1 protein-coding gene is annotated in these 1131 nt (G+C 66.3%); it reads right to left on the reverse strand.

The genetic code is table 11. The features are described 5' to 3' along the window. Window positions 1-27 precede the first annotated feature (27 nt). Window positions 28-897, reverse strand: a complete 870-nt coding sequence (locus tag ACZ4YL_RS41290) for an IS5 family transposase (protein ID WP_468123667.1) — start codon at window positions 895-897, stop codon at window positions 28-30. Between the last annotated feature and the right edge of the window lie 234 nt (window positions 898-1131).

Consider the following 1131-nt stretch of genomic DNA (forward strand, 5'->3'; position numbering starts at 1 on the left):
TCTAAGAGGTCGTTTCATCCCGTTGTTTCATCCCGAGATGCGGCTTTGATGTGCTGGTGTCGGGTCGCGCCAGGAGATGGTGTTTTCGCCGGTGAGGCGGCGGGCCATGAGGTCGGTCATGGCGAGGTGGATCATGGCTTCGGAGCGGTGTGGGTGGGTTTCGTAGTCGCGGGCCAGGCGGCGGTGGAGCATGAGCCAGCCGTAGGTCCGCTCGACCGCCCACCGCTTCGGGATGGGGGTGAAGCCCCTGGTTCCCGGCTTGCGGGCGGTGACTTCCATGTCGATGCCGAGGGTGGCGGCGTGTTCGACGAGGTGCTGGCGGTAGCCGCCGTCGACCCAGACCTTCCGCAGGCCGGGATGGTCGGCGGCCGCCTGGTCCAGGAGGGTTCGGCCGGCGGTGGAGTCCTGCACGCCGGCCGCGGTGACCAGGACCGCCAGGAGCAGACCGAGGGTGTCGGTGACGATGCTTCGTTTCCTGCCGACGATCTTTTTGCCCGCGTCGATGCCCTGGTTCCTGGCGGGGACGGAGGTGGAGGTCTTGACGCTCTGTGCGTCGATCACGCAGGCCGTCGGCTCGGGGTTCTTCCCCTCTTGCTGGCGCACCAGCTCTCTGAGGAGGCCGTTGAGCTGGGCGAAGACGCCGTCCTTCTGCCACCTGGCGAAGTAGCCGTAGACGCTCTGATGCGGCGGGAAGTCATGTGGGAGATAGGCCCACTGGCAGCCGGTGCGGTCCACGTAGAGGATCGCGTTCATGATCTCGCGCAGGTCATGCCGCGGAGGCCGGCCGAAGTCCAGAGCCCGACCACGACGCTCGAAGCGCCACGCGGACAGCACCGGCTCGATCAACTCCCAGCGCGCATCGGACAGATCACTTGGATACGCACGTCGTTCCGTCATGAACTGGGCATACCGCCGACCGGGGGCGTGCGCCCAGGCGTGCAACCCGCCGTGTCGAAGCATGGGACAGACCCGGGCGTCCTGGAATGAGACAGGCGCAAGCAGGCCTCTGCCCCACCCGTCACACCACTGGCCTCACCAGGCAGAGTCGCCACTGCAGCCCCACCGGCAACACAGCGACGGGGAGGACAAACAGCCCCAGAAAGTGACACCCAAGATGAAAACGACCTCTAA

It is taken from the genome of Streptomyces sp. NPDC030021, assembly GCF_055574035.1.